General features: G+C 58.2%; 20 protein-coding genes, 1 pseudogene and 1 riboswitch. Of the genes and pseudogenes, 12 read left to right on the plus strand and 9 right to left on the minus strand.

What is annotated here, in order from left to right; translation table 11 throughout:
* The first annotated feature begins 68 nt into the window (after window positions 1-68).
* On the plus strand, window positions 69-806 hold the full coding sequence (locus tag ACZ25R_RS10720) for a pentapeptide repeat-containing protein (RefSeq protein ID WP_472460971.1): 738 nt from the start codon (window positions 69-71) through the stop codon (window positions 804-806).
* A 78-nt stretch (window positions 807-884) separates the two neighbouring features.
* Here the strand turns inward: ACZ25R_RS10720 and ACZ25R_RS10725 are convergent, their stop codons facing one another.
* The gene (locus ACZ25R_RS10725; RefSeq protein ID WP_472460972.1) at window positions 885-1,814 is read right to left on the minus strand and encodes a LysR family transcriptional regulator; all 930 of its coding nucleotides are present in this window, start codon (window positions 1,812-1,814) and stop codon (window positions 885-887) included.
* Between the two features lie 133 nt (window positions 1,815-1,947).
* Between ACZ25R_RS10725 and ACZ25R_RS10730 the strand changes: the two genes are divergently transcribed.
* The 9 genes and pseudogenes from ACZ25R_RS10730 (at window position 1,948) to ACZ25R_RS10770 (ending at window position 10,389) form a co-directional block, all read left to right on the plus strand.
* The gene (locus tag ACZ25R_RS10730) at window positions 1,948-2,463 is read left to right on the plus strand and encodes a hypothetical protein (protein WP_472460973.1); all 516 of its coding nucleotides are present in this window, start codon (window positions 1,948-1,950) and stop codon (window positions 2,461-2,463) included.
* Window positions 2,464-2,495: 32 nt separating this feature from the next.
* Window positions 2,496-2,774, plus strand: a complete 279-nt coding sequence (locus tag ACZ25R_RS10735) for a metal-sensing transcriptional repressor (RefSeq protein ID WP_463012302.1) — start codon at window positions 2,496-2,498, stop codon at window positions 2,772-2,774.
* 13 nt (window positions 2,775-2,787) lie between these two features.
* Entirely contained in the window at window positions 2,788-4,107 is a 1,320-nt protein-coding gene (locus ACZ25R_RS10740; protein ID WP_472460974.1) for an MFS transporter, read from the plus strand.
* A gap of 162 nt (window positions 4,108-4,269) precedes the next feature.
* A complete protein-coding gene (locus tag ACZ25R_RS10745; protein ID WP_472460975.1) occupies window positions 4,270-5,088 on the plus strand; it encodes a chromate resistance protein ChrB domain-containing protein in 819 nt (272 codons plus the stop codon).
* Window position 5,089: 1 nt separating this feature from the next.
* A pseudogene (chrA, locus tag ACZ25R_RS10750) lies at window positions 5,090-6,499 on the plus strand (chromate efflux transporter).
* Between the two features lie 186 nt (window positions 6,500-6,685).
* On the plus strand, window positions 6,686-8,137 hold the full coding sequence (locus tag ACZ25R_RS10755) for a metal-dependent hydrolase family protein (RefSeq protein WP_472460976.1): 1,452 nt from the start codon (window positions 6,686-6,688) through the stop codon (window positions 8,135-8,137).
* A 41-nt stretch (window positions 8,138-8,178) separates the two neighbouring features.
* Window positions 8,179-8,994, plus strand: coding sequence for a hypothetical protein (locus ACZ25R_RS10760; protein WP_472462474.1), 816 nt, complete (start codon window positions 8,179-8,181; stop codon window positions 8,992-8,994).
* A gap of 86 nt (window positions 8,995-9,080) precedes the next feature.
* Window positions 9,081-9,701, plus strand: a complete 621-nt coding sequence (locus ACZ25R_RS10765; protein WP_472460977.1) for a 3'-5' exonuclease — start codon at window positions 9,081-9,083, stop codon at window positions 9,699-9,701.
* Between the two features lie 415 nt (window positions 9,702-10,116).
* Window positions 10,117-10,389: an usg protein gene (locus ACZ25R_RS10770; protein WP_346306607.1), complete on the plus strand. Its 273-nt coding sequence runs from the start codon at window positions 10,117-10,119 to the stop codon at window positions 10,387-10,389.
* A 104-nt stretch (window positions 10,390-10,493) separates the two neighbouring features.
* On the opposite strand, the gene ACZ25R_RS10775 is transcribed toward ACZ25R_RS10770, so the two are convergent.
* A complete protein-coding gene (locus ACZ25R_RS10775) occupies window positions 10,494-11,147 on the minus strand; it encodes a hydrolase (RefSeq protein ID WP_464660808.1) in 654 nt (217 codons plus the stop codon).
* A gap of 154 nt (window positions 11,148-11,301) precedes the next feature.
* Between ACZ25R_RS10775 and ACZ25R_RS10780 the strand changes: the two genes are divergently transcribed.
* Window positions 11,302-12,189 (plus strand): LysR family transcriptional regulator, encoded by an 888-nt coding sequence (locus ACZ25R_RS10780; protein ID WP_472460978.1) that lies wholly within the window; start codon window positions 11,302-11,304, stop codon window positions 12,187-12,189.
* A gap of 253 nt (window positions 12,190-12,442) precedes the next feature.
* Here ACZ25R_RS10780 and ACZ25R_RS10785 read toward each other — a convergent pair whose 3' ends face one another.
* From ACZ25R_RS10785 to ACZ25R_RS10815, 7 genes are all read right to left on the minus strand, one after another.
* Window positions 12,443-12,805 carry a ribbon-helix-helix domain-containing protein gene (locus ACZ25R_RS10785; protein WP_472460979.1) on the minus strand — a complete coding sequence of 121 codons (363 nt, stop codon included), beginning with the start codon at window positions 12,803-12,805 and terminating at the stop codon, window positions 12,443-12,445.
* A 26-nt stretch (window positions 12,806-12,831) separates the two neighbouring features.
* On the minus strand, window positions 12,832-13,389 hold the full coding sequence (locus tag ACZ25R_RS10790; RefSeq protein WP_472460980.1) for a DJ-1/PfpI family protein: 558 nt from the start codon (window positions 13,387-13,389) through the stop codon (window positions 12,832-12,834).
* A 341-nt stretch (window positions 13,390-13,730) separates the two neighbouring features.
* Window positions 13,731-14,294, minus strand: coding sequence for a hypothetical protein (locus tag ACZ25R_RS10795; RefSeq protein WP_472460981.1), 564 nt, complete (start codon window positions 14,292-14,294; stop codon window positions 13,731-13,733).
* A gap of 267 nt (window positions 14,295-14,561) precedes the next feature.
* Complete coding sequence (locus ACZ25R_RS10800; RefSeq protein ID WP_472460982.1) at window positions 14,562-14,996, minus strand: Imm50 family immunity protein; 435 nt, start codon at window positions 14,994-14,996, stop codon at window positions 14,562-14,564.
* Window positions 14,997-16,223: 1,227 nt separating this feature from the next.
* A complete protein-coding gene (locus ACZ25R_RS10805) occupies window positions 16,224-17,069 on the minus strand; it encodes an arylamine N-acetyltransferase family protein (protein WP_472460983.1) in 846 nt (281 codons plus the stop codon).
* Entirely contained in the window at window positions 17,066-18,169 is a 1,104-nt protein-coding gene (locus ACZ25R_RS10810) for a glycosyltransferase (RefSeq protein WP_472460984.1), read from the minus strand. The genes ACZ25R_RS10805 and ACZ25R_RS10810 overlap by 4 nt, the downstream gene beginning before the upstream one ends.
* 264 nt (window positions 18,170-18,433) lie before the next feature.
* Window positions 18,434-19,030 carry a TetR/AcrR family transcriptional regulator gene (locus ACZ25R_RS10815; protein ID WP_464660798.1) on the minus strand — a complete coding sequence of 199 codons (597 nt, stop codon included), beginning with the start codon at window positions 19,028-19,030 and terminating at the stop codon, window positions 18,434-18,436.
* A 295-nt stretch (window positions 19,031-19,325) separates the two neighbouring features.
* Window positions 19,326-19,421, plus strand: a riboswitch (yybP-ykoY riboswitch).
* Window positions 19,422-19,498: 77 nt separating this feature from the next.
* On the opposite strand from ACZ25R_RS10815, the gene ACZ25R_RS10820 reads away from it, so the two are divergent.
* Entirely contained in the window at window positions 19,499-20,929 is a 1,431-nt protein-coding gene (locus ACZ25R_RS10820; protein ID WP_472460985.1) for a cation diffusion facilitator family transporter, read from the plus strand.
* The last annotated feature ends 456 nt before the right edge of the window (window positions 20,930-21,385 follow it).

Below are 21,385 nucleotides of genomic sequence, written 5' to 3' on the forward strand. Positions count from 1 at the left end.
TGTTTGAGCCTTCCATGCGCATAAAAGAGAAGCAGATTTCGTAACGCGGAGCCAAGGGCGCGAATAAAATGACCAATGAAGCTTTAGAGACCGCGTTGCAATCAGCCGGCTTGATCGAAAATCTGAGCTTCAATGGTGATGACGTGAGTGAATATCACATCGTAGAAGCGCAATTCCGCAATTGTCACTTCAAGAATTGCAATTTTGACCTGAGTAAAATCCATTCGTCCGAATTTATCAATTGCCGTTTTGTTCATTGTTCATTTCGCGAGGCCGAATTTCAAAACTGTTCATTCTACGATGAGGTCGACCAAACGGGATCCCAATGGTCGTTTTGCAATCTGACCGAGGCCAAGTTTTCACGCAGCAATTTAAGCCTGAACAAGCTTGATAAATGCGACGCTTATCTCCTCGAGTGCATGGAATGCGCAGCCAGCGGCATGTCATTGGAAATTGGGGTCCATCGAGAGGTCGGCAAACGGATACTGACCGGGGGCGTGCGCTTTTCCGATTGCAAAATGCAGTATGCGGTTTTTGTGCCTGGAAACTACGAGGAGAGCAGGTTTGAACATTGCGATCTCCGCGATGTCTCCCTCGCTGGAAGCAACCTGACCCGAACAAGTTTTATCGGTTCCAGCATCAACAATATCGATCTATCGGGGGCTACGCTCGACAATGCGGTTCTTGCAAACGCAACTTTCGATGAGATCGACCTCGCGTCGATGTTTTCCTATAAGGCAATGGTGGTGAGCCGCGACCAGCACGAGAATATTCTGGCGTCGATTGGCATCGTGACGCTCAACTGACACCGGGATTGCCGCTTCCTCGGGAAACCGGCCCCATGTCTGCGCATTGTCATCTCGCTTGTTGGCTTGTCGTCCCTATCACTGCGGCTTGTTGCCGGCACCCGGGCGGCTCTTCACGTGATCGATGAAAGCGCGCAGTTTCGGCAGCATTTGATGGCGGCTGGGATAGTAGAGATAGACACCGGGCATCATCGGCGCGAACCGCTCGAGCACCCCGATGAGTTTGCCCGCTTTCACCGCGCTGGAGGCGACGGGCCCGGGCACCTGCGCGAGCCCCAATCCTTCCACCGCCGCGCCGAGCACCGTCGGCATGTCGTTGGCGATAAAAGGTCCGGAAACCATGACGTCGACCGGCTCGTTGCCGCTGACAAAGGACCAGGGAGCGATCGACCCGTTCGAGCGGCGCATGCGTATGCAGGCATGATGGCGCAGATCATCGATGCGCTCCGGCCGTCCCCGCCGGTACAGATAGTCGGGGCTGCCGACCACGGCCAGCGGGAGCGATGGCGTCAGCTGCACCGCGATCATATCGGCCTGGATGAACTGGCCGAGCCGGATGCCGGCGTCAAATCCCTCCGCAGCGATGTCGACCAGCTCCGCGCCCGTGGCGATCTCCACCTCGACATCGGGATAGGCTTGGCAGAAGGAAGCGATCAGCGGCTCCAGCAGGATCGGCACCACGGCCCGGGGGGCCGCAAGCCGCAGCAGTCCGGCCGGCCGCCGCCCCAGATCGCGTGCAATCTCGCTTGCCGCGACAAGCTCCTCGAAGGCGGGTTTTGCGCGCGAGAGGAACCGTTCGCCGACTTCGGTCAAGCCGACACTGCGCGTCGTGCGGATGAAGAGTGCCGCGCCAAGACGCGACTCAAGCGTACGCACCGCCTGGCTGATCGCAGACGGCGTCACCGCAAGATCCGCAGCCGCCTTGCGGAAATTGCGGTGCTGCGCGACGCTCAGGAACGCCTCGACGCCGTCGAGTGCGCCCTGCCTGACTGTGAAGTTCCGTTTCATAACCCGTCAACATTATCGCGAATAGTCGATCGCGGGAAGCGATCCTATATCGGTATGCAGGTCAGGGCATCACGCAGCGGCCGGCCTTGGCCGCCATGTCACCTGACATCCGGCAGAATCGATAGGAACCCAAATGTCCCCGGCATTCATCTTCAATGTGCATCTGGTTCTCGGTTACATCCCGTGGCTGCTTTGCTTTGGCGCCTATGTCTGGCCCAGGCTCAAGTCCACGGACCAGGCCGAGGCGCAACGCGCCATCGCCACGCTGCACAGTTTTCGCTTCTTCGGTCTCGTCTTCATGATTCCGGGCGTTGTTGGCCCCAATCTGCCCTCCGACTTCGCAACAGTTGCCGCCTATGGCGACTTTGCCACCGGTTTGTTGGCCATGCTGGCTCTTCTCAGCGTCAGGACGCGCCCGCTCTTCCAGCTGTTTGTCGTTGCATTCAATTTGGTGGGGGCGGCCGACATCCTCATTGACTATTATCACGGCATCCAGCTCGGTCTTCCCGCGCTCGCGGGGCAGTTGGCCGGCGCGTACTGGATTCCGATCATCTATGTCCCCCTGCTGATGATCACACATGTCGCCGCACTGTACTTGCTGGTGCGTTCTCAGCTCAGCGTCGTCGGATATCCTGAGTCTCGCACTTGACCATATCCCCCCAGGGGGGATATGAATGGCGGATGAACATCGATCAAAAGCATTCCCACCACAGAGAAATAGCTCTTCGCCTGAAGCGGGCGGATGGCCATTTGAAGAAAGTCATCGAGATGATCGAGACGGGCCGAGCCTGTGTCGACATCGCCCAGCAGTTGCATGCTGTCGAAAAGGCCATCAGCCAGGCCAAAAAGACACTGATTCAGGACCACATCGATCATTGTCTGGAAGATGCCGTCAGTTCGATTTCGGCTGAACAGCGCGGTTCGATTGATGAGTTCAAGACCATCACCAAATATCTGTAAGGCGTGATCGACGATGCTTTTCGTTCTCTATAACCGGACATACCGGCATTTGTTCGCGGCACAGGTCATTGCCCTTATCGGTACGGGGCTGGCGACGGTTGCCCTCGGACTACTCGCTTATGACCTTGCTGGAAAAGACGCGGGCGCCGTTCTTGGTACCGCCCTGGCCATCAAGATGATTGCCTATGTGGGGGTTGCGCCGATTGCTGCCGCGTTTGCCGAGCGGTTGCCAAGACGTGCCATGCTTGTCAGTCTTGATCTGGTCCGCGCTGCCGTTGCGATGGCCTTGCCGTTTGTCAGCGAGATTTGGCAGGTCTATGTGCTGATTTTCGTGCTTCAGTCGGCGTCGGCCGCCTTCACGCCGACATTCCAGGCAACGATCCCCGATGTTCTGCCCGAAGAGAAGGACTACACCCGGGCACTCTCGCTGTCGCGGCTCGCCTATGACATGGAAAGTCTTGTCAGTCCGTTGCTGGCGGCGGCGCTTCTGACGGTCATCAGTTTCCATAGCCTGTTTGCCGGCACGGTTATCGGGTTTCTGTTTTCGGCTGCACTTGTTGTCTCCGTCACGCTGCCCAGCCCGAAACCATCTGAACGGCGTGGCATCTATGACCGTACAACACGCGGGATGCGCATTTACATGGCAACACCACGCTTGCGTGGACTGCTTGCCATGAATCTGGGTGTTGCTGCTGCCGGGGCGATGGTCATTGTCAACACGGTCGTCATCATCCAATCCGAGTTTGGTCTGACACAGCGGTCGACTGCGCTGGCGCTTGCAGCCTTTGGCGGCGGTTCCATGCTTGCCGCGCTTCTTCTGCCTCGTCTGCTTGAGACAGTTCCGGATCGCAGGGCGATGCTGGCGGGTGTTGTCGTCTTGTTCGCCGGGCTGCTTGCCGGTGTGGTGATGCCGTCATTTGTGCCACTATTGGTGTTGTGGTTTTTGCTCGGTCTTGGCTACTCGGTTGCGCAGACACCATCGGGCCGCCTGCTCAGGCGCTCCGCACATGCCGAGGACAGGCCAGCACTGTTTGCAGCGCAGTTTGCCCTTTCCCACGCGTGCTGGTTGATCACTTATCCCCTGGCAGGATGGCTTGGAGCGGAATTCGGGCTTTCATTCACATTCGTCGTACTGGCAGGCATCGCTGGCTTCTCTCTCCTGCTGGCCGCCCTGGTTTGGCCCGCAGGCGATCCCGATGTCGTTGAGCACAGTCATGCTGGTCTTGCGCATGATCATCCGCACTGGGAGGAGGGAACCGGCAGAAGGGGTTTCAAACACGCACATGCCTTTGTTATAGACCGTTATCATGATGTGTGGCCGCGTGATTTCTGAGCTTGCCACGGTGTGCCTATCCCCGAAACATATGTCCGTTCGGTTATACTTGACATAATTCCGGTTCGTGCCAATTTAATATGCATGGGGATTGCGATCTCCCCACGAGGCGTCAGCCCAAGTATCGCGTCCAAGAAACCCGATTTGACGGAAGGACGCGACATGTCTTCGACCACAACTATTACACATGATAAATTGGCACGGCTGATCGGAACACCCGGCAGCCCGGTTCTCATTGACGTGCGGATCGATGAGGACTTTGACCTTGACCCGCGATTGATCCCCGGCGCGCGCCGGCGATCCCACAGGAACGTCGACACCTGGGCCAATGAGCTTGAGGGCAAACGGTCAATCATCATCTGCCAGCAGGGCAAGAAACTGAGCGAGGGCACCGCAGCCCGCTTGCGGTATCACGGTGTCGCTGCGGAAAATCTGGTCGGCGGCCATGAAGCCTGGAGCAATGCCGGGCTTCCTCTCGTTCCCGTGGCAAAATTGCCTGCTCTCGACCCGAAGGGAAGGACGGTATGGGTGACGCGGGCACGGCCGAAGGTGGACAGGATTGCCTGCCCCTGGCTGATCCGGCGTTTTGTTGATCCGGATGCGGTTTTCCTTTTTGTCACGCCTGCGGAAGTGGAAGCGGTTGCCGACCGGTTCAACGCGGCACCCTTCGACATCGAGAATGTCTTCTGGAGCCATCGTGGCGCGCTGTGCACCTTCGATGTCATGATCGAAGAATTCGGATTGGACGCCGAGCCGCTGTCGCGGCTGGCGGCCATTGTGCGGGGTGCCGATACGGCCCGTCCCGATCTTGCACCGGAAGCACCGGGGCTGCTGGCAGCATCACTGGGTCTGTCGCGCATGTACTCCGACGATCTGGAGCAGCTTGAAGCCGGCATGATACTCTACGACGCGTTTTACCGATGGTGCCGGGATGCCACCGACGAAACACATAACTGGCCCAACAGAAGGCCGGGAGCGTGAGATGGTCCAGATTGTCGGCGCTGAAAGGGAGGTTGCTTCGGCAACCTCCGGGAACCACGATATTTCCTTTGCTGAAGCTGTCCGTGTCTGGGTGCGTATTGCCGCATTGAGCTTTGGCGGGCCAGCCGGGCAGATAGCGGTGATGCACCGCATCCTTGTCGATGAGAAACGATGGATCGGCGAGGGCCGGTTTCTGCATGCGCTCAACTACTGCATGCTGTTGCCCGGGCCTGAAGCCCATCAGCTTGCCATCTACATCGGATGGCTTCTGCACAAGACCAGGGGTGGCCTTGTCGCAGGCATTCTATTTGTGCTGCCGGGTTTCCTGTCGATACTTGCCCTAAGCTACGTCTATGTCCTCTTTGGCAGTGTCGGAGTCATCGAGGGATTGTTCTTCGGCCTGAAGGCAGCTGTCCTTGCCGTCGTGTTGCAGGCGGTCGCAAGGATCGGCAGGCGAGCGCTCAAGAATAGGGTGATGGTGCTTATTGCCGTCGCGGCGTTCTTGGCAATATTCGCATTCCGTGTGCCGTTCCCGCTCATCATTCTGACCGCTGCAATCATTGGATATTCTGGCGGGCGTGCGGGGTCGCCATTGTTTCAGGTGGGCGGCGGACATGGACGTTCGGGTCCCGGACTTGCGGATCGGGATTCTGCCCTTGGCGAGGAGACGCCGGCCCACGCGCGTCCAAACCTTCTCTGGTCGTTGCAGATATCGGCCGCCTTCCTGCTCCTGTGGCTCATCCCTGTGGCAGCCCTTCTACTGATCCTCGGGCCGGATAACGTGTTCAGCCAGATTGGTATCTTTTTCAGCAAGATGGCGATGGTGACCTTCGGCGGCGCTTATGCGGTGCTGTCCTATGTGGCACAGGAAGTCGTTCAGAATTACGGCTGGCTCAAGCCGGGCGAAATGCTCGACGGCCTTGGTATGGCTGAAACCACGCCGGGGCCTTTAATACAGGTTGTGCAATTTGTCGGTTTCATCGGCGCATTTCGTGATCCGGGTGTGCTGTCTCCGCTGACCGCTGCCACACTGGCGTCGATCCTGACGACCTGGGTGACCTTTGTTCCGTGCTTTCTCTGGATATTTCTTGGAGCCCCCTTCATCGAAGGCTTGCGCAACAACAATGCGCTGACGGGAGCCATGTCGGCTATCACGGCGGCAGTTGTTGGTGTGATCATGAACCTGGCAATCTGGTTTGCCCTTCACCTGCTGTTCAGCGAAATCATCCACTAGCAGGCATATGGCATCAATCTGGATGTTCCCGTGGCGCGTTCAATCAATGTGCCATCGTTGCTGCTAACGCTTGCTTCCGTCGTTGCCATCTTCCGCTTCAAGCTTGGGATGATCCCGACGCTTCTGATTTCGTCAGCGGCGGGGATTGGGTGGTATTTTGTCATGGCTTATATTTGAGCACTGATAGGAAGATGGAAGACAAACGTCGGCTTGAATCGCAAAATGGCCGCCTTTCATTCCGTAGAGCAAAGTATTTACCACCACATACTGGAAGGTCTCCTTGTTAAAGGAAGTCAAATCGGCTTAATTGCCTTATCGATCATCGACCAGGCTTGAGCCTGGGACCGGATGGGAGTGTATCGCTTGCTGTTTTGGCTGGGCCAGAAATACCAGCATTTGACCCATGACGGGGGCTGCGCCTGCCACAGCCCGCGAGCGCAGCAGCTATTTGCACGCGTCGACAAGGGACTGTCGCGCCGCTCCGTTTTGAAAGGTGTCGCAGCGAGCCTTGCCGCTCCTGTGCTTGGAATGGTCAGCCCTGGCTTCGCGCAGACTCCTGCCAAACCGATCCTGCTCACCAATGTGAATATTTTCGACGGGACAAGCGGAAAACTTGTCGAAGGTCAGGGTGTCCTGGTCGAAGGTAAATTCATCAAGGCCCTGGTCACGTCCGCAGATACGGTTGCCGATGCCGACGTCGTTGACTGCGGCGGACGGACGCTGATGCCGGGCATGATCGACGCGCACTGGCATTCGATCCTGGCGGGCATTTCACAGATTGCGGCCATGACCGCCGATATCCCTTACGTCCATCTTGTCGCTGCACAAGAGGCAGGGCGCACGGTGCTGCGTGGCTTCACCACGGTCCGCGACGTGGGCGGTCCCTCATTCGCCCTGAAACGCGCCATCGACGAGGGGCGCATTGCGGGGCCGCGCATCTATCCTTCCGGCGCCATGATCTCGCAGACATCCGGGCACGGCGACTTTCGCATGCGCACGGATCTGCCGCGAACGGCGCAAAGCGATCTCAGCGTGGCCGAGCAGGCGGGCATTTCGGCTATCGCCGACGGAGAAGCGGAAGTGCTGCGCCGGGTGCGCGAGCAACTGATGCTGGGCGCCAGCCAGATCAAGATCATGGGCGGCGGCGGCGTTGCTTCTGCCTACGACCCGATTGATGCGCTCCAGTATACCGAAGCCGAGATGAGGGCGGCAGTGTCCGCGGCGACGGACTGGGGCACCTATGTGTGCATCCACGCCTACACGTCCGCCGCCGTTCAGCGCGCCCTCGCATGCGGTGTCCAATCCATCGAGCACGGCCAACTTGCCGACGAGGACACTGTCAGGCGCATTGCGGATGCGGGTGCATGGTGGAGCATCCAGCCATTTCTGGCCGATGAAGATGCCAACACCTACGCGTCGCCCGAACAGCGCGCACAGCAGCAGAGGATCGCAGACGGAACGGCCCGGGCGGTCGAACTGGGGCGCAAGCACAAGGTACGGATGGCGCTTGGCACCGACATATTGTTCAACCCGAAGGGCACCGCCACGCAGGGCAAGCAGCTTGCCAAGTTCGCCCGGTGGTATGACAATGCCGACGTGTTGCGGCTTCTGACCAGCGGCAATGCCGAGCTCGCGGGTCTTTCCGGACCGCGCAATCCCTATCCGGGAAAGCTCGGCCGGATCGAGCCCGGTGCCTATGCCGATATTCTCGTGATCAACGGCGATCCGCTCAAAGACATCGCCTTGATCGCCGATCCTGAGCGAACGATGCAGCTCATCATGAAGGACGGGCGCATCCACAAGAATACACTGTAAGCGTGGAGGGGGCCTTGAATAGATTTGCCGTTGCCATTGTCCTGGGTCTGTGCGGCGTTCAGGCTGCATTTGCCGCCGATGTGCTTCCGAGCCAACCAGAAGAAGCGGCGCCGATGCCCGTCGAACGTGCGAACTGGGCCTTGCAGATTTCTCCATATATGTGGGCGGCCGGTCTGAACGGAAACGTATCGCCGTTCCGTCGCGGCCCGACCATCGGCGTCGAGAAGTCATTCTCGGACGTTTTGGACAACTTCAACATCGGCGGCTTTGTCAATGTATGGGGGCGCTATGATCGGTTCGTCTTCTCCGGCGACATCATGTATGTCGATACGACCGACAGCCACGGTGCCGGGCCGTTGCCCTCGTTTCAGCTTCCCGGTGGCATTGTCGTGCCTGCCGGAACAAACATCGATGCGACGGTCGACACGAAGCAGTTCATGGCGACATTGCAGGGAGGCTACCGTGTCGTTGACAGGCCGAGCTTCACGCTTGACGCGCTCGCCGGCGCGCGTTTCTGGCACATCTCCAACGATGTGACGCTCACCGTAGGCCTTGGCGGCGGCAGTGTGACCCGCAGCTATGGCGAGAGTTTCGGCTGGGTGGATCCGGTGATCGGCGCGCGGGCATTCTTTCCGGTGACGGACAAGCTCTCCGTGCAGGCTCAGGCGGATATCGGCGGCTTTGGCGCAGGGTCGAAGCTCACATGGTCGGCGCTCGCGACGGTCAACTACCTCGTCAACGATCACCTGTCCGCATCGGCAGGCTATAAAGTGCTTGATGTCGACTACGAGCACGGCGGGCATGTCTATGACACGCGGTTGTCCGGGCCAGTTCTGGGCTTGACGTACCGGTTTTGAGACGAGGCCACGGCCCACGGCGGCTGCAAGGAGATGAATGGGATGCTGTCAGCCGCCGTGACAATTTTAACCGGGAAACGCTGACCATGCAGACTGCCATCATTTTCGATTGCGAGTTTCTTTGCCGCGAAGGATCCCAGCGTCGATTCTGGTGTGCGGCTGATGATCCTGATCCGGTAATTGCACAAATCGGGGCGGTGAAACTGGGGCTGGAGGGAGATTTCCCTCTTTTGGGCACGTACCGATCTCACGTTCTACCAGTCGACCGATTTGGCAACATGTATGCACTCGATCCGTTTTTCACCAAGCTGACGGGGATCACCGATGAAACCATGGAAGCGGAAGGCGTATCGTTGCAGGATGCACTGGCAGGCGTCGATCGCTTCTCAAATGGTGCGCGATTCTGGTCGTGGGGGAAGGATGAGTTGAACATGGTTGCCATCAGTTGCTATGTCGCCGGCATTCAGCCACCCATTCCGGCTGGCCGGTTCGACAATGCGGTAAAGCTGCTGATTGCGGCTGGGATGCCGCTTGAGGATTTGGCCAAGACACCCAGCAACAGGCTCGCTGATTACTATCGTGTGAAACATCCCCCGTTGCAGGGACACGATGCACTCGATGATGCCCTTTCCGTGGCATACACGCTCCAATATCTGTTGAAATCTGGGAAATTGCAGCCAGACTTTTTCGATCACAGCGAGCCTTGAAAGTCAGCCGCTTGGTGCCCAATCGCATGCGTCAGCTCACGATAGAGACAGGTGGGAGCGCGATCTGTTATGGACGGCCAAGGAATGACCGGATTGGCTGGGCATCACAGACCCGAGCCTCGATATAGCCGCCGCCACCGAGAGAGGTTTGCCTTGCGGGCAAGCCGTGGATAGCAACAATCCGTCTGATACCCGGCAGGGTGAAGACCTGGCCGCGGCATGGAGATTTGACACGTGAATTGCCATTCACCGGGATAGGCACACAGGTGGCATTCTCGAGACATTAGCAGTCACCGTCGATCGCTGCTAATATATTGTATTCTAATGGTTATTATGTGTATCCCATCGATTTTTCATTGAAGTCGGCGAACAAGTGCGGCATCATATTTCCAATGTGAGAACAACGGAGATTGCGATGCACTTTTCGTCAGAGATGGAACGCCAGCTGAAGGGCTACGGTATCACAACTGCTCATATTCTATACCGCATTCCCCATTTTCAATCCGTTCTGCAGACCTATATCTGGCAGGACTACGATCTTGCTCCGGAATTTCCCGAGATGAGGAAATTCCTGGACTTCTGGCAAAGAAAACTGGATGGCCCGCTGCATTCCGTTCGCTACTGCCATCGACGCCTCATTGGCCCCAGTGAGTGGCGTCATGTCGATGGTGAATTCAAGTTGAACTGAGTGACCTGACGATCTGCTGGGCACGGAACGGGGATGACGCAGTTCGATAGGCAGTCTGCGTGTTGGCGCTGGATCGCTCAAGCCTTTCGTCATCCCCGCCCAAATCAACCCGCGGTGCGCGGTACCGGCGTGTTGAGCAGCTGCTGCTCCCATAGATAAGCGATGCCGCTGCCGCCGGCGTGCTGCTTGAGAACTTCGGTCAGCTCTGCGGCGTGCTCCGTCCTGGCCCAGTCACGTTGCCACTCCGAGGCCACCGCCAACCACGTCATCATGTTCGCGCCCGCGCGGAGCATGCGCTGGATCGCCACCTCGTGGGCCTCAACCGAAGTGCCACCCGACGCATCCGTGACCACCGTCACATCCCAGCCTTCGCCCAGCGCCTGGATCGTCGGCATCGCAACACAGATCTCGGTCCACAGGCCGGCGATGATCAGTTGCTTGCGGCCCGTCGCCTTGACCGCATCGACGACCTTCCGATCCTCCCAGGTGTTGATGAAGGTCCGGTCAATCACCTCCTGGCCGGGGAACACGTCAGTGATGTGCGGAAAGATCAGACCGCCGCGCGCCGCGATCACGCTGGTCAGGATGGTGGGGACGCCGAAGGCCTTGGCGGCCTTCGCCAGGGCGGTCGTGTTGTTCACCACGGCCTGCGGGTCGTGGCTGTTCAGATTGGCGAGCTGGTAGGGCTGGTGGTCGATAAGAACGAGTACGGAATCTTCGGGACGTAGAAGAGAATCAAGGCCGTTACGAAAGGTCATTATTGCTTCCTTATGCTGCCGTTGTTGGTGAGGTTGGTTTGCGGGAAGACATGCGCCAGCGGCGACGTTGCCTGAAAGGGACATTGCCGTTCCCGGACGCGATGCGGTAGTGTCCCTTTAAGGCAAGCTGTGTCGCGAAATGGGGAACGCTGAATTGGATATCGAAGAGCTGGAGACATTCGTCGAAGTTGCTGACGCTGGGGGCGTTTCGCCCGCTGCGCTGCGTCTCGGCGTCTCCAAGTCGATTGTCAGTCGTCGGCTCGTCCGGCTTGAAGCGGAACTTGGTGTCCAGCTTCTTGCACGAACCACCCGCGGGGCTGCTCTGACAGAAGCCGGGGCCACGTTCCGAGACTATGCAGCAAGAGTGTGCGCCGAGGTCGACGCGGCCAAGGAAGCGATCCTACCCGCCGGTGACCTTCGCGGCCGCTTGCGGGTTGCTGTGCCGCTTTCTTTCGGATCGACGCATTTTGCTCCCATCCTTACGGAAATGGCGCGACGCCATCCCCAGCTCCAAATCCACACCTGCTACAGTGATCGCTTCGTCGATCTCATCACAGAAGGTTACGATTGTGCGATTCGGGTTGGCTATCTTCAGGACTCCAACTTGATCGCAAGACGCGTCGGACCGATCCATGGGAAGTTCGTCGCCAGCCCGGACTATATCAAGGCGCATGGGTCGCCGGAAACGCCGGAGGAACTCGTCGCCCACGAGGCCCTCATGCAGGGCACCGAAGCCTGGCAGCTCTTGGATGGCGACAAGATCATCACGGTTCGTCCGCAGGGGCGCTTTAAAGCCGACAACGGCATTGCTCTGGTCGCCGCCGCAGCGGCAGGACTCGGGATCGCTTACCTGCCCGATTGCCTTACCCATGAGTATATAGCCTCCGGCGCGCTTGTGCCGGTCATGACGCATTATCCGCCGCCTCCGGCAGGTGCCTATGTCATTCGCCCGCCAGGTCAGCATCCCGCACGGAAGATACGGGTCCTCACCGAATTGCTGATTGAGTATTGCGACCCTGCTCAGCAGCCCGCGGGTGAATGACACAGGCACCTGCCGGCGGGGTGCATCGACCATGGCGGTCTGGATTACGAAGGGGATGACGAATGCCGAGCAAGAAGCATTGGCTGTCTGGCCGCTTCCCGCCAGTTCAAATCATGTAGGCGGAAACTGGTTCCCCGATGGCAGAGGTCAGCGACTTAAGACAATTGGTGACAAGCTGTCCGCGCGCATTTCCTGCTCTTGGCTGCGGCGCTACCAGCCCCATGCCGCAATCGGCAAGCGTGTCGCAACGAGTTCAATTCATGGTGGTATTGCGCCGGGCCGTTTCACGGGCAAGGATTTCACGGGCGGCGTGGTCAGCAATTGGGATGTTGAGGTCTTGTGAGATTTCGCCAGCGGCGATCAGGGCATGGTAACGCGCACAGCATACGCGCAGGAACGATGTGAAGTTGCCGAGGTCGTGGTCAGCGTCCATCGCCTCATGCCAGAGCCGCGTGATGAGTTGCGCGACGGTCATGCCGTCGCGCTGGCCGATCTCGGTGAGCGTATCCCAGAAATGGTTTTCGATCCGGATCGACGTGGCGACCCCATCAATGCGCAGGCTGTGCGTACGGCTCTGCCATTGACTGGCATCGGCCTTGATGAAGAGCTCGCACATCGTAAGGGCCTCCCGTCTTCTGGATGTCAGAGGATCGCCAGAAACTGCTTCAGCCATGCCGGATGGGCAGGCCACGCAGGTGCTGTCACCAGATTGCCATCAGTGACAGCCTCTGTCACCGGGATATCGGCAAAGGTGCCGCCTGATGCCGTCACCTCGTACGCGCAGGCAGGATAGGCCGAGCAGGTCCGCCCCTTCAGAACGCCGGCAGCGGCGAGCAATTGCGCACCATGGCAGATGGCGGCAACGGGTTTCCCGGCTTCGAAGAAGTGCTGCACCATCTTGATGACGTCCGGGTTCATGCGCAGATATTCCGGCGCGCGGCCGCCGGGAACGACCAGCGCATCATAACTTGCGGGGTCGACGGCATCGAAATCCGCGTTCAGTGCGAAATTGTGGCCGGGTTTTTCCGAATAGGTCTGGTCACCCTCGAAGTCATGGATAGCGGTCTTGACCGTATCGCCGGCCTTCTTGCCGGGGCAAACCGCAGCAACGCTGTGGCCGGTTGCAAGCAGCGTCTGGAACGGAACCATGGTTTCATAGTCCTCGGTGAAATCGCCGGTGATCATCAGGATCTTCGCCATCGCATATCCTCCCTTGCTGATGGATGAGGCGGCAAGGATAGGCCGTAAGGTGAGAAGGCAGGTGTTAACCCGATACTACGGGAACACTCGACATGTCGCTCTCGGCCATTACTGTTGGGCCTCACTGGGCTGAACATGCGATTTTGGTCATTTGAAAGAACAGATGGCGCGCTCCCCGCTATTGGATCACGCGTCGCCAGCAGCGGTACATTTATCGCACCAAATTGAGCAGCAGTATGATGCGGTGGGTAATCCCTTCCTGTCCCGAAGTCACCATTCCTCGCGGTCTGATGTCTTGCCACATTGTACAATTCCACAATTTCAGGCCCGATGATTCGAAATTATGACTTGATGAGATGAAAGGTCGACACATGGACACCCATGCTGGTTCCACGGCCCTCGACAATGATCCGCATGTGCGGATTAAAACTCCGTCTCACGTCATCTGAAATGCCACAAAGACGGTCGAACATAAATGGCAGACCTTGGAGTTCAATCGGTGTTCGGCACCCCCTGTTGCTGTGACCGTCCGCTCGGACGACTTCGTACGGGAGTTCGATGTGACGACCTGCGACCATAGAGACGATCATTGGTGCGCCGACAGCTATAGGGGTACTCCCCAAAAAATACCCAATGAATGGCGCGAACAAAATTGCGCCGATCTTTCTCAGTTCTCCTTTGTTGGTGTCGATCGCCTTGATAGAAAATATCAAAAGTATGACAGCCATGCCTAGACCGATGGCAAGCCGATAGGGTTTGGTCGTATCCATCCAATCCGTGGACGGCAAATAATTGTAGCCAAACGTTTGGAAAAACATGGGCAGGAAAGCAAGCAAGATCCAAGTTATGCCTACAAGGGCGGTCACTCCAACGATCCATCGGACTGTTTTTGTTGCCTCGTTCATCAATCAATACCGTTTCAGTGCAGAAATGCTGCAGACATCATGCCGAGATATATCGCAACGTGTGCGACGGAGCCAAACGCCAGAGCAGTCTTAAGTATGTTTATCCATATACAGGTGTTGCAGATTGTGTAGCAATTATTATACCGGCATATGAGCAACACTGGGGGACAGAATGCTCAAATCACTCTTTTTGGTCAGCTACTTTCTCTTAGCACTCTATCTGTTTGTACCGATCTTACGGCGATCATGGAAGATTGGCGCAGAGCATCATTCTCCGTCAATCGGTCGGCTTGGGACGACCGATATTGTGACCTTCTTTGCTCTAATAAAGCCGTACAATCCGTAGCAAGGTAGAAGTTCGACCTCGACGTCAAGATCATCCTCCGGCATCGGATAGTAGGCTGAACGGCCTCGGTCTGTCGCACGTTGAAGGATGAGGCCCGCGACTACATTCTGAGCGCCAAAGCCATCTAGTTGAAGGTCCAAAATCCCTTCAAATTTGAAGGTGATGACGGCGTGCTTGTCGAGCACAATATGCCCATCCGGATCGACACTGTCGGTCATGATCCAGCCGTGTATCTGCAGTTCGCTTGCTCCAGCTCGGTTAAGCGACAAACTGACAATCTCAGCATCGTGGAAAGTTGGCACCTCTCCAAACCATGCCAATAACTCATCTCCTCCAGGCACCTCTGGATAGATCATACGTTGCCCCATGCAAAATTCGGCGGTTACTCACCATAGCAACCTGAAGGAGTTTAGCAACGCGCTCAACCATTCAAAAAGATCAGCTAAATCGCCGCCTGATCGTCAGGCACGCGTTACGCCACCGGGTAAGTTCCAAGGAAGGCGTTCGTCGATCCGGGCCGCTTCTATCCTTTAGGTCCGTCGGCATTCGATGGATTCTCCAAAGTCGCTATGTAGTGGACGCGGCTACAGCTGGAGTACATGGTGTGGCTCATATTGCCAAAGCGGTCGTTTTTGGTCGTTAGCGACGTAGTGTAGGGCGAGTAGTCCCTTATCGCTGGTATCTTGGGACTGGGTGGGCAGTGGCTCTTTGCCAAATTACCAAGGAGCATCATCAGATCCCCTATCGTCACCTGGTTCTCAGGGATGATTTTTTCCCAAGGTTCCTCTGAGCCGTGCCGAACAATCTTCCAAACTCGCGGCATCTTGCCCCCTATGCGTGCCGGAAAAGATAAATGAGTTCGGCGGCTGATGCATTCATCCACACATCCAGTTCTCTGTCGTTCGTAGGATGAGTGACATTGCCTGAAAGCCGGTGGTCATTCCGAAAGGGGTACATGCACTTGTCCACGCCGTTCATTTCCTAGGGGGCCAGACTTGCTGCGCGTACTTCCCGGGCTACCATTTGTTGTTCGGACATCATCGTTTCGATCAACTCAAGGAATTCACCAACTTCATAGTTGGAACTATATGAGATTTCGCCGTCTCTCCATTTAACGTTGACATATCTGTACGATGTATTGGTCTGCTGTAGAAGGGTCGCTGTTATATTGCCAGTGAACAAGCCCGTAAGGCTAAACCGCAGAACAATTTTAGATTCCGTCAATGCTAGTTTTATCGATCTCCAAACACTAACTGGCAATCTGAACTCCTAAGGCAACTTGCATGTTTGTTTGATGATAGTTGATCGTCCCGCGTTCACAAGATAGCTGCTACGAGCAGGTCGTAACCTAGAATTTGGGAATTCGTTCGCATGAGCGTGTTTCTTCAAAGCGCATTCTCTGGCGGAAGGGGAATTTCCTCCACAACATCCGGCGTATTGTTCCTTGGCTTGCCGACTTTTGAGGACACCGGCCACATGGTCATCAGCTTCGCGGGGAGTGGCTCCAACAGGTCACTCGGATCAGGTTCGATGTTTGCGATCCAGCGCTGATAATCTTCGGGATGCAGGATAACGGTGTCGCGTCAGCCGCTCTTATCGCGGCCGATCGTCTGGATCTTGTCCCAGATATTTGCGGGCTTGGGAACGTCCAGGCTGAAAATCGTTTCGAACGTGTCAGCAAGATGATCCGCGCTCGTGATGCGCTGTTCGCTGACGCCCTCTGCCGTCACGCGGCACAGGCAATCGTTCTTCAGGGCGAGATAGCCATCCGCGGTATGCCGCAGGATCGCCAGCGCGTTCGTGAACGGCGAGCCGGGATCTTGCGTCAGCCAGCCAAGCGTGGCGGCGATGGCGGCCTCGTCGCTGTGATCGGGCCGGAAATCGAAGCTGTGCGCCATGCCGCGCGCATGGTTCCTGAAACGCAGCCAGCCGTCGTTTGTCGGCATGATCGAAAAATCGAAGCCGCGCTGGCTGATCGGCCCGATGGCAAGCGGTACAGGCTCGACGATGGCGTCCGCCAGGCCGACCTCGGCAAGGTACGGGCGGTCGAGATCGACACGCAGTGTCAGATGGTTGCCGACGGCGTTGTCGCCCAGCGTTTCACGATTGACGCCGCCACACAGGCGGGTCACGCGGAATCCGAGCGCGGCGAGCGCCGCACCGAACAGGCCATTCATCTCGTAGCACCAGCCGCCGCGCTTGCCCTCCACCATCTTGGCGAAGGCGGCGGCCGGGACGAGCGAGGACGGCCATCCCATGAAAGCATCCAGTGCCTCCCAGGTGAAGGCCAAGAGATGGGCGCGGTGAAGTTTCGACAGGCTGGCGACGTCGGGAGAAGACGGCCGTTCGACCCCGATCCTTGTAAGATAGGCGTCCAGTTGGCCGGACGTCAGGATCATTCCACTTTCGCTTGAAGAGGCGTGCGTCATGCTTCAGTTTCCTTCCTATGGACGGGTCGAGCTCTGTGTGAAGACCCCGCTGCGAAGTTCTCGATTTCTGCCACGAGACGTGCGGGTCCCGGGCCTTCCTCGGCGATGGCACGCCCAAGTGCCAACGCCCGCTCGGCAAAGCTCGGCTCGCAAAGGACGCGCCGTACGGCCTCGCCGAGCATTTGCGCAGGTGCCGAAGGGGCGAGGCGCAGGCCTGCGCCGTGATAGTCCACACGCGCGGCGTTGTCGTTCTGATCGCGCCCCATCGGAAGAACGACGAGGGGGACGCCATGGCGCAGCGATCGCATGATCGTGCCGTGTCCGCCGTGGGTGACGACGGCGCGGGCCTTGGTCAAAATGTCGTCATGCGCTGCATTGGCAAGAATGGTGACATTCGCCGGCGATTGAAGGCGAAGTCCCTCAAGTGCTTTGCCGAGGGTGAGGACCACCTCGACCGGCTCCCCGGCCAGACCGGATATCACCCGCTGGAGCACGTCGGCCTGCCCCTGATTGGTGGTGCTGAACGATACGAGCACGAGTGGCCGTATCTCGCCCGCTGATGGGGCCGTCCAGCGTTCGTGCGCCCAGCTCGGCATCTCCAGAAGCGGCCCCACATAGCGCACACGGTCCGGCAGGCGCTCGGTGGGGAAATCGAAGCTGGCGCTGGTGGCAAGGAGATGGCGGCCGGCGCTCAAGCGCTGTTCGTGGACATGGGCCAGCGGCGCGACGCCGAAATGAGCACGGGCAGCGTTGAGGCAAGGCAGGAAGCCGTCCCATACTTGCTCGACCCTTGCCGAAACCTCGGTGTCGCGCGCTCTGTCCGCCGCCGACCGGGCAGGCTGAAAGCCCGGACCGAACGGCGGATGTCCGGGGAGAGGCCAGAGCGAGATGTTGCTTGCGAGCAGAGCCGTCGGAACCTTCGCAACTTCGCCCGCGAGCATGCTGCCGAACAGCAGATCTGAGCCGAGAAGGATGTCGGATGGCTCCGTTGCCAGTGCTTCGAGAATATCCTCGGCATAGGATTGCGCTGGTCCGACGAAGATCCGTTCGCACCCTCTTTGGAAGCCGGCCAAGGGATCGGCGGTTTCCCAATCACGCACGAAGCAGCTCTCTGGTGAGCGATCAGGACGGTTCGGCGCGCGCGTCCATCGGAGGAAGCGAGCTCCCGCCTCGATCGCCTCCGCTCTCACCGTGTCGTCGGCGATGAGGCGCAAGTCGTGGCCCCGGCCAGCGAGCGCGCGTACGGCCCCGAGCGTCGGCGGCACGTTGCCGCCGCCTTCCCAGCAGACTGCAAGGATACGCAGATGGGCTTCCGCAACTGTCGTCTTCATCATTGCCTTGCTCCTTTCTCGATGAAGACCGGATCAGTTCGTCTTATCCTCACGCAGCAGGCGCTCGATCGCCTGCGTCATGAGCCGGTGTGTCTGCGCGGCCGAATGCCCTTGCGCCCGGCGCAGCAGATGCCAGATCCAAACATCGGTCAGGGCCAACAACTGCGCGAGCCGATCCGCGCGGGGCTGGCCGTCGAGCTTGTCGAGCCAGCCCTTGAACATGTCTTCGATCCACTCGCGATGACCTTTGCGTCCGCGATCGAGGACGGCGGCGAACTCGGGAGTGCGCGCTTCCTGCCCAAGCGTCCGCACGATTATGTCTCCCGTGCGTTCATAATCGTCCATCAGGAGTGCGACGATGTCCGCCTCGCTTTGGGCCGGCGTGCTCCAGCGTTGGTCCCGGATCGAGACATCCATCTGGGCCGCCATGGCGCTGAGCACGCCGGTCTTGCCGCCGAACCGCCGTATCACAGTTTGACGGGTGGTGCCTGCCGCGGCAGCGATGTCGTCGAGAGTGATCTCGTCGAACCAGCATTCTCCGAGGAGTGCAATCAAGGCGTCGACGATCTGTTGCTCGGTATCCTGAACAGCGTTGGCGCGCGCCGACTGGCGATAGGCTCGTGGAGACATGGTTGTCGCCCTCAATTTCATGTTACATAGAGTAACTCTAAATTAAAGGAGATGTCAACGGCGGTTGGCAACGCGCGCAGTTGCGACTTTGCGTGGTCTGTTGCCCGCCAGCACCACTTCGCCCTTCAGATGCATCGAGCGCGATGTTCGGCTCGGTCATCGCTGTAGTCCTCGACCTTGCATAAAGCATCTTGGTCAAGGTGTGAGCTGTCTTTGGCTGCACCTATCTGCAAATGAATATCACATGCATCTAACTAATTGATTTTACTTTGACTTTTTATTCATTGTCAACTAGATGGGTGCCATCGGGGAGTAGCTACCGTCCATTGGGCGGGGTCGCGTCAACACACTTGCGCAAAGGCGCGTGGTGCGATCAGCCGATCTGTCGGCCAAGCAAGACCGTGGCGAATGCACCAGACGAGCGGGGTGTGTCTTCGCCCGGTCCAAGGCTCGACTGGAGCAAATTCCATGTCCCGAAATCATAGCGATACTCAGATCTCCAACGACAATGCGGCACGCAAAGAACGCGTGGCCTTGTTATCGATCCTGGCCAGCGCCGCGATTGCGATTGGCAAGTTCGTCGCCGGTATTCTTTCCGGATCGCTTGCGCTGATATCGGAAGCAGCACACGCACTTGTCGATACGGGCGCGACGATCATTACCTATTTCGCCGTGCGCACAGCCAACAAGCCCGCCGACGAAGAACATCATTACGGGCATGGCAAGTTCGAAAGCCTTGCGGCGCTGGCCGAGACCGTCATCCTGTTCATCCTGGCGACGGTCGTCATCATGCATGCCTATGATCGCCTGATGCAGGGCGGCGGTGAATTTGAGCCGACCATTCTGGCCTTCTCCGTGCTGATCGTCTCGATCATTATCGATATCAACCGTGTCTATACGTTGCGCAAAGTGGCACGCGAAACCGGAAGTCAGGCACTTGCGGCCGATGCGCTGCATTTTGCATCCGATCTGGCCGGGTCGACACTGGTGCTTCTCGGACTCGTCGCTGCACTTTTCGGCTTCAAATATGGCGATGCGCTTGCCGCAATCGGTGTTGCGCTGTTCGTCGCCATTGCGGGTTGGCGTCTTGGCCGCAGCACGATCGACACCCTTCTCGATACCGCTCCGAAAGGCATGGCCGAACGGGTCCGGGCAATCGTGAATGACGTGCCAGGTGTTGTCGAGGTTGCCGGTGTCCGGTTGCGCCCGGGAGGAACCGGGAACTTCGGCGAGATTGCTGTAGCAATCTCACGGACACTGCCGCTGGAGAGGGTGGTCGCGATCAAGGAGCGCATTACCAAAGCGGTCCGGGACGAGTTCGCCGACACAACCCTGACGGTGACCACCGAACCAAGAGCCCTCGACGATGAAACGGTGCTTGATCGCGTCTTGATTGCGGCCGCCAAGCGGCGATTGCTGGTGCATCATATCACTGTTCAAGAGGTGGAAAACCGCCTGTCGATCAGTCTCGATCTGGAGGTCGACGGGCGATTGAGCCTTGGCGCGGCCCACATCGAAGCAACCAGGCTCGAAATCGCTATCCGGGACGAACTGGGGCCGGAGACGGAGGTCGAGACCCATATTGAACCCTTGGAAGTCTCACATCTCTCCGGTCTGGATGTGCCCCAAAGTGAAGCATCTGAAGTCAGCGGTATTTTGGAAGCGACCGCTGCCAAGATACCAGCCATCGAGAGTATTCATGATGTGCGTGTACGGCGTACCCCGGCCGGGCTCGTGGTCAACTATCATTGCTATTTCGATGACGCGCTTGACGTAGCCACCATGCACAAGAACGTCGACCTGCTCGAACGCCGTTTCAGAAGGCAGTATCCGGGAGTGGTCCGGGTGGTCGGTCATGCCGAGCCGCGCTTGGCGACAATCCTGTCCCAAGAGTCATGATCGCAACCGTTCGCATTTGATCTTGTCCTCCTGGGGAGGGTATCGGTAACCGATGAACAGCGATCAAAAGCATTCCCACCACAGAGAAATAGCTCTTCGCCTCAAACGGATGGACGGCCATTCGACGACCATCCGCTTTGCTTCGTTGCTGATTGCATCCTGATCGTAACGACGATGCCCGTGCGCCTCAATTCAATCGTCGTCTTCGTCGCGGTGCCTCCACTTGTGCTTGTACCAACCCTTGTGTCGGCCGTTGTCGTAACGCCAGTCATCCCAGCGATGCCACCGCGGGGGCGGGGGCCCCCAACCCCAGAAAGGCGGTGGGGGCGGGCGGTAGTAGCGGCGCACGCAGTAGCCCCTCTGTGACAAATACGCGCCCGGACCGCACCAATAATCGGCACGCTGCACCAAAACACCATGATCCGAGGGGTTTAGCGGGATGCGAGGAGAGGCTTC

It is taken from the genome of Phyllobacterium sp. RCAM01083 (assembly GCF_055685835.1).